At 74.7% G+C, this 7,176-nt stretch carries 7 protein-coding genes; 4 read left to right on the top strand and 3 right to left on the bottom strand.

The window, feature by feature from the left end; all coding sequences use genetic code 11:
* Window positions 1-137: 137 nt before the first annotated feature.
* On the bottom strand, window positions 138-1,571 hold the full coding sequence (locus F2B26_RS13430; protein WP_159810197.1) for an aminobutyraldehyde dehydrogenase: 1,434 nt from the start codon (window positions 1,569-1,571) through the stop codon (window positions 138-140).
* Window positions 1,572-1,875: 304 nt separating this feature from the next.
* On the opposite strand from F2B26_RS13430, the gene F2B26_RS13425 reads away from it, so the two are divergent.
* The 4 genes from F2B26_RS13425 to trmB all read left to right on the top strand — a co-directional run bounded on the left by F2B26_RS13425 (window position 1,876) and on the right by trmB (window position 4,636).
* On the top strand, window positions 1,876-2,532 hold the full coding sequence (locus F2B26_RS13425) for a histidine phosphatase family protein (protein WP_159810195.1): 657 nt from the start codon (window positions 1,876-1,878) through the stop codon (window positions 2,530-2,532).
* A gap of 62 nt (window positions 2,533-2,594) precedes the next feature.
* Window positions 2,595-3,563 (top strand): alpha/beta hydrolase, encoded by a 969-nt coding sequence (locus tag F2B26_RS13420; RefSeq protein WP_159810193.1) that lies wholly within the window; start codon window positions 2,595-2,597, stop codon window positions 3,561-3,563.
* 49 nt (window positions 3,564-3,612) lie between these two features.
* Window positions 3,613-3,876: a hypothetical protein gene (locus F2B26_RS13415; protein ID WP_159810191.1), complete on the top strand. Its 264-nt coding sequence runs from the start codon at window positions 3,613-3,615 to the stop codon at window positions 3,874-3,876.
* A gap of 34 nt (window positions 3,877-3,910) precedes the next feature.
* Window positions 3,911-4,636 (top strand): tRNA (guanosine(46)-N7)-methyltransferase TrmB, encoded by a 726-nt coding sequence (gene trmB / locus F2B26_RS13410; protein ID WP_159810189.1) that lies wholly within the window; start codon window positions 3,911-3,913, stop codon window positions 4,634-4,636.
* 4 nt (window positions 4,637-4,640) lie between these two features.
* Here trmB and F2B26_RS13405 read toward each other — a convergent pair whose 3' ends face one another.
* A complete protein-coding gene (locus F2B26_RS13405) occupies window positions 4,641-6,371 on the bottom strand; it encodes an MFS transporter (protein ID WP_201292741.1) in 1,731 nt (576 codons plus the stop codon).
* 68 nt (window positions 6,372-6,439) lie between these two features.
* Window positions 6,440-7,176: carboxylating nicotinate-nucleotide diphosphorylase (gene nadC / locus F2B26_RS13400; RefSeq protein ID WP_159810187.1), on the bottom strand; the 737-nt coding region annotated here is incomplete at its 5' end.

Raw genomic sequence — 7,176 nt, 5'->3', positions numbered from 1 at the left:
GGCGCCGGCCCACCGGCCCACGGCGACCCGGACGCGACGGCCGCACCTGACGCACCGCACCGACGTCGTCCCGCACGGACGAGGCGCCCGCCCCGGACCAGCCGGGACGGGCGCCTCGCGCGCAGTGACGGACCCGCTCAGTCCAGCGACGCCATCACGTGCTTGACCCGGGTGTACTCCTCGAAGGAGTACATCGACAGGTCCTTGCCGTGACCGGAGTCGCGGAACCCGCCGTGCGGCATCTCGGCGACCAACGGGATGTGCGTGTTGATCCAGACGCAGCCGAAGTCCAGCTCGGCCGAGGCCCGCAGCGCCTTGCCCACGTCTCGGGTCCACACCGAGGACGCCAGGCCGTACGCCACGTCGTTGGCGTAGGCGATCGCCTGCGCCTCGTCGGTGAACGTCTGGATGGTGATGACCGGGCCGAAGATCTCGGTCTGGGAGAGCACGTCGTCCTGGCGCAGCCCGGCGACCACCGTCGGGGCCAGGTAGAAGCCCGCGTCACCCTGCCGGGACCCGCCGGCCAGCACCCGAGCGTGGTCCGGCACCTGGGCCAGCAGCCCCTGGACGCGCGCCAGCTGGGTGGCGTTGTTCACCGGCGGCACCCAGGCGTCCTCGTCGCCGACCGGGCGGCCGAAGGTCGTCGTCGCCGCGTTCGCCTGCTCGGCCAGCGCGGCCGCGAAGTCCTCGGCCACCGAGGCGTGCACGAGCACCCGGGTCGCGGCGGTGCAGTCCTGCCCGGCGTTGAAGTAGCCGGCGGTCGCGATGCCCTCGGCGGCCGCGGCCAGGTCGGCGTCCTCGAACACGATGACCGGCGCCTTGCCGCCCAGCTCCAGGTGCGTGCGCTTGAGCCGCTCCCCCGCCGAGGCCGCGACCGAGCGCCCCGCGCCGACCGACCCGGTGATCGACACCATCGCCGGGGTCGGGTGCGCCACGAGCGCGGCACCGGTGGCCCGGTCACCGCAGATCACGTTGAGCACACCGGCCGGCAGCACCTGGGCCGCCAGCTCGGCGATCCGCACGCTGGTCACCGGGGTGGTGTCGGACGGCTTGAGCACGACGGTGTTGCCCGCGGCGATGGCCGGTGCGAACTTCCAGACGGCCATCATCATCGGGTAGTTCCACGGCGCGACCTGCCCGACGACGCCGATCGGCTCGCGCCGCACCCATGAGGTGAACCCGGTCATGTACTCACCGGCGGCCTTGCCCTCGAGCACCCGGGCGGCACCGGCGAAGAACCGGATCTGGTCGACCATCGGCGGGATCTCCTCGGCCGCGGTCACGTGGTCGGGCTTGCCGGTGTTCTGCCCCTCGAGGCGCACCAGCTCCTCGGCGTTCGCCTCGACCAGGTCCGCGAGGTCGAGCAGGGCCTTCTGCCGCTCGCTCGGCGTGGTCTTCTTCCAGCCGGCGAACGCGGTCTTCGCGGCGGCGAACGCCGCGTCGACGTCGGCGGCGTCCGACAGCGGCGCGGTGCCGAACTGCTCCCCCGTGCTCGGGTCGACGAGCGGCATGGTGCCGCCGTTCCCGTCGACCAGCTCGCCGTTGATGACGTTGCGCACCGTGATCCCCATGGCCCTGCCCTTCGTCGGTCCCGCCCGCGCGTTCGACAGCGGTTCGCCTCGAAGCCTACGGAATGCGTCGTGCGAATCGCCAGCAACAACGATTCCCGATGGTCGAGCCCCGCATGCTCGACGACCCGCGCCGCCGCGCCCGGAGCCCCGGCGACCCGCCGCCCGGCGCCGTCCCCGCCCAGGTCAGGGCCTCGTCACAGCCAGCGGCGGCAGTGAGGCGTTCGCCGGATGCTCACCGCGCGGACGCCGTCGCGTCACGCAAGGCGCCTACCGTGAAGGCATCGAATCCGCTGAAAGGGCAACGATGACCCTCGAACTGACGCTCGTCCGGCACGGGCAGACCCACCTCAACGCACGACGCATGCTGCAGGGCCGCGTCGACTCCCCCCTCACCCGCACCGGCCTGGCCGGGGTACGGGTCACCGCCCAGCACCTGGCCGGGCGCCCGTTCGACGCGGCCTACAGCTCACCGCAGGGCCGGGCCGTGGCCACCGCCGTCGAGATCTGCCGGCACCACCCCCAGCTCGAACGGCTGCGCACCGACGCCGACCTGCGCGAGCTGTCCTTCGGCGTCTGGGAGCGCAAGCCCGAGCACGAGCTCGAGACCGTCGAGCCCTGGTCGTCCCTGGTGCCCGGGATGCTCGCCGGCACCCACCCGGGGCTGCCCGGCGGGGAGTCGGGGGCCGAGTTCATGACCCGGGTGCTCGCCGCCTTCGACCGGATCGTCGAGGCCCACCCGTCGGGCCGGGTCCTCGTCGTCGGGCACGGGCTCACCCTCGGCGCCTGGTTGGCCCACCTCGACCCCCGTGCGGCGGGTGCCCTGCCCAACGCCTCGGTCTCCACGGTGGTGGTCGACGCAGACGGCGCGCACGTGCTCGAGGTCGGACGCGACGTCGCCGGGCACGGCTCGATCGCGGCCCGGCCGCTGCGCACCACGTCGCCCGCACCCGTCACAGCCTGACCACCGGTGCCTCGGTGCCGGGGCGCCCGCAGGCCGGCGCCCCGCGTGGGACGATGCCGCTCATGGACGACGACGTCACCGATGTGCTCGGCGAGGACTGGACGGCGCGCACGCTGACCCTGCGGCCGGACACGGACGCGCTGCGCACCGGCGTGGACCCGGTGGCCACGCTCGTCGGGCTGCGAGACGTCGACCCCGCACGCACCGCGGTGCTCTACGTGCACGGCTTCGTCGACTACTTCTTCCACACCCACCTGGGTGCGCCGTTCGCCCAGGCCGGGTACCAGCTCTACGCACTCGACCTGCGCGACTGCGGTCGTTCGATCCGGGCCGGGCGCACCCCGATGACGACGACGAACCTGTCGGCGTACGTCGAGGAGATCGACCTGGCCGTGCGGGCCCTGCGGCGCACGCACCCGAAGGTGGTGCTGCTCGGCCACTCCGCGGGCGGCCTGGTCACCAGCCTGTGGGCCGACGCCCGGCCCGGGGCGCTCGACGGCCTCGTGCTCAACTCCCCGTGGCTGGACCTGCGCGGCAGCTGGTTCGACCGGACGGTGCTCACGGCCGTCATGGACCTGCTCGGGGCCGTGGCGCCGCAGACCGTCGTGGCCCGCCTCGACCCGGCGTACGGGCAGGCGCTGCACCGCGACACCGGGGGCGAGTGGGACTACGACCTCACCTGGAAGCCGCACGCGGACGCGGTGGTCCGCGCCGGGTTCGTGCGCACCGTCCGGCACGGCCAGGCGCGGGTGGCCCGCGGGCTGTGGGTCGACTGCCCCGTGCTCGTGCTCGCCTCGGACGCGTCGGGCCCCGACAAGGGCCGGCACGACGCGCTGCTCACCACCGACTCGGTGCTCGACGTGCGGCACATGAAGGCGCTCGCCCCGCGGCTGGGCACCGACGTCACGTTCGTCGAGGTGCCCGGCGGTGCGCACGACCTGGCGCTGTCGCCGAGCCCCGCACGCGAGGACTACGTGGCACGGGTGCTGGAGTTCCTCGACGCCCGGGTGGGCACCGCCGGACGAGGTTGACCCTTTCGGGGGATATCGCCCATTTCGGACACCCGGCGATGATGCGCCCATGTGGGCGGCCCCGGTGTGGTGGATGTCGTTGTGGGGCGCCGTCCTGCTCACCTGCCTGACGCTGTGGGTGCTGGCGAGCCGTCGCGGCCGGTCCCGTCGTGGCCAGGACAGCCCCGTCCACGCCGTGCCGGTCACCAGCTGGATGCCGCAGACCGAGGCGATGGGCCCGGTGAGCGGGTGGCCGCACTCGCTGGACGCACCCGACGACCCGCCCGCAGGCTCCCCCGAGGACCGTCCTGACCTGTGGGCGATGCTGCCCTGACCAGGGGCGGTTCGGCGCGGCCTACCCTGACCCGGTGACCCACGAGCCGTTCGGCGCCCCGCCTCCGGCGGCGGCGCCGCACGAGCCGCTGCGCACCTTCCACCCGCGCCGCGCCGCACTGGGCCGGGACCGGGCCGATGCGCTCGACCGGCTGTGGCCCGCCCTCGGCCTGGCCGTGCACGACGAGACGTCCTGGCCGCGCACCGTCGCCGGGCGGCTGGACACCGAGGCGCTGTTCGGCCGCCACGCACCGCTCGTGCTGGAGATCGGCCCCGGGATGGGCACGGCGACCGTCGCCCTCGCCACGGCCGACCCCGACCGCGACGTGCTCGCCGTCGAGGTCCACCTGCCGGGAGTGGCGAACCTGCTGCTGCTCGCCGAGCGCGCCGGGCTCACCAACCTGCGCATCGGCTACGGCGATGCGCTGCACCTGGTGCGCGCGGGGCTCGAACCCGGTGCGCTGGACGAGGTGCGGGCCTTCTTCCCCGACCCGTGGCCGAAGGCGCGCCACCACAAGCGCCGGCTGGTGGCGCCCGACCACGTCCGCCTGCTGGTGTCCCGGCTGCGGCCGGGCGGTGTGCTGCACGTCGCCACCGACTGGCTGGCGTACGCGACGACGATGCGCGAGGTGCTGCTCGCCGACCCGGACCTGGCGCCGCTCGACGAGGACCGTGCCGGGCGGCCGGTCACAGCGTTCGAGCGCAAGGCCGCCGCGGCCGGGCGCCCGGCGACCGACCTGCGGTTCACCCGGGTGGGCTGAGGTCTCAGGCACCCTCGGTCGGCCGCCACTCGGCGGGCACCAGGTGCCGGATCACCGACGGCTGGTCGGTGAAGGCGCGCATCCGCACGTCGAGCTCGCGGTCGTAGCCGGTGAGCCGCTCATGGTGCTGGCGCAGGTGCTCGCCCCAGGTCGGCACCACGAAGACCTCGACGAAGACGGCCGCGTCCGCCGCGTCCTGATAGACCGCCCACGAGGTGGCCCCGGTGCGCCGGCGCGAGACGCCGACCCGCTGGGCCGCGTCGAGGAACCGCTCGACGTCGCCGGTCACCACATGCCGGATCTCGACCATGACCGGTCCGCTGCGCGGGTCCAGGTCGATGCCGGCGTCCACGTCCGGCTCGGGCCAGATGGCCTCGACGCGCGGGTCCTGCGCCCCGGTGCGGGCCAGCAGCGGCCACCACGCCTGCGAGACGACCCCGAGCATGAGCAGGGCGGTCGCGGCGAGCAGCGCGTGGCCGATGCCGAGCCGTTCGGCCACCACACCCCACGCCACCGCACCGACGCCCTGACCGCCGATCATCACGATGAGGTAGATCGCCATCCCCCGGGCCCGGACCCAGGCGGGCAGCGTGAGCTGCAGCACCGTGCTGAACGTGGACAGCACGACGAGCCAGCCGACGCCCGCGAGCACGAGCAGCGCGACGAGCAGCACCGCGCTGCTCGTGAGGGCCGCCCCCGCCATGCCGAGGCCGAAGAGCACCGACGAGCCCGCCAGCAGCACCCCGCGCGACATCAGGCCGCGCAGCCGCGCCATCGCCAGGGCCCCGAGCACCGCACCTGCGCCGAGCGCGCCGAGCAGCATCCCGTACCCGCCCGGCCCGAGGCCCAGCCGCTGGCTCGCCACGACGGCGAGCAGCGCCCACAGCGCGGAGGCGGGCCCGACGAACAGGGCCACCCGCAGCAGCACCCGCCGCACCCCGGGTGCGTTGCCGACGTACCGGGAGCCGGACCGCAGCGCGGACACCAGTGGCTCGGCCTCCCGCTCCGGGTTCACCGGACGGCGCCAGGCCACGAGGGCGACGACGACCGCGACGGTCGACAGCGCGTTGATCGCGAACAGCACAGCGGGACTGACCACGAGCAGCAGCGCCCCCGCGACCGCCGGCCCGACCGCCCGGGCGATGTTGATGTTCATGCTGCCCAGCCCGGCGGCGGCGGGGATCAGCCGCGGCGGCACCAGCTCGGGCTGGATCGCCTGCCACGCGGGGCCGGCCAGGGCGTTCGTCACACCGAGCCCGAAGGTGAGCATGAGCAGCACCACCGGGGTCACCAGACCGGCCTGGGTGAGCGCCGCCAACGACCCGCTCACCACGACGGCGGCACCGAACACGCCCACGAGGTAGCGCCGCCGGTCGAGCACATCGGCCAGCACCCCGGCCGGCAGCGACACGACGAGCACCGGCAGCAGGCTCGCGGCCTGGGCCAGCGCCGTGAGCGAGGCGGCGTTCGGCTGGTGCACGAGCATCCACTGGGCGCCGACGGTCTGCATCCAGGTCCCCGTGTTGGACACGAGCTGGGCGATCCAGAGCCACCGGAAGGTGGACAGCGCGAGCGGCGCCCAGGTCCCGGGTGACCCGTCCGGGACGTCGGCCGCCGGACCGTGCGGCCCGCCGCGCAGCCCGCTGGCGCTCACCGTCGCGGCCCGCTGCCGCTGCACCGCCGAGGTCGTCACGTCCTGGTCCGTCACCTGCCGTTCGGCCGGCTGCTCGCTCACGCATCTCCTGTTCGCCGCGGTCCTGGCGCCAAGCGTGCACCACGGGTCCGCTGGGTGCCCGTGCGGTCTCAGCCGAGCAGGTCGAGCCCCAGGTCGAGCGAGGGCGCCGAGTGGGTGAGCGCCCCGACCGCCAGGTAGTCCACCCCGGTGAGCGCGACCTCGCGGGCCACGTCGAGCGTGAGCCCGCCGCTCGCCTCGGTCGCCACCCCGGCCGGGCGGCACAGCGCGACGGCGGCCCGCAGCTCGTCGAACCCCATGTTGTCCAGCAGCACGAGCACGGCCCCCGCGGTCACCGCCTGCTCGACCTGGTCGAGGGTGTCGCACTCGACCTCGCAGAACACGTCCGGCGCGGCGGCGCGCACGGCGGCCATCGCGGCGACCACGCCCCCGGCGGCGAGCACGTGGTTGTCCTTGATGAGGGCCTGGTCGCCCAGGTTCATCCGGTGGTTGCGGCCGCCGCCTGCCCGCACGGCGTACTTCTCGGCGGCCCGCAGCCCCGGCAGCGTCTTGCGGGTGTCCCGGATGACGGCACCGGTGCCGGCGACCGCCGCGACCCAGCGGGCCGTGAGGCTCGCGACCCCGGACAGGTGGGTGAGCAGGTTGAGCGCGGACCGTTCGGCGATGAGCAGCTCACGCACCGGCCCCTCGACCTCGAGCACGGCGCTGCCGGGGACGACGGGGTCACCGTCGGACGCGAGCAGCCGGACGGTGCCGTCGCCGGCGAGCCGCTGGGCGAACACGGCCTGTGCGACCGGCAGCCCGGCCACGACGCCCTTCGTGGCCTCGTGGGTGGGCAGCTCCCAGG

It is taken from the genome of Cellulomonas citrea (assembly GCF_009829685.1).
GTDB classification, from domain to species: Bacteria; Actinomycetota; Actinomycetes; order Actinomycetales; family Cellulomonadaceae; genus Cellulomonas; species Cellulomonas citrea.
Note: the sequence above shows the minus strand (reverse complement) of the source record. Positions and strands in the feature narration are given on the sequence as shown.

Excerpts from the sequence above, each read along its gene's own strand:
- F2B26_RS13420 (WP_159810193.1), top strand. The coding sequence starts at position 2,595 with ATGGACGACGACGTCACCGATGTGCTCGGCGAGGACTGGACGGCGCGC.
- F2B26_RS13425 (WP_159810195.1), top strand. The coding sequence starts at position 1,876 with ATGACCCTCGAACTGACGCTCGTCCGGCACGGGCAGACCCACCTCAAC.
- F2B26_RS13430 (WP_159810197.1), bottom strand. The coding sequence starts at position 1,571 with ATGGGGATCACGGTGCGCAACGTCATCAACGGCGAGCTGGTCGACGGG.
- F2B26_RS13415 (WP_159810191.1), top strand. The coding sequence starts at position 3,613 with ATGTGGGCGGCCCCGGTGTGGTGGATGTCGTTGTGGGGCGCCGTCCTG.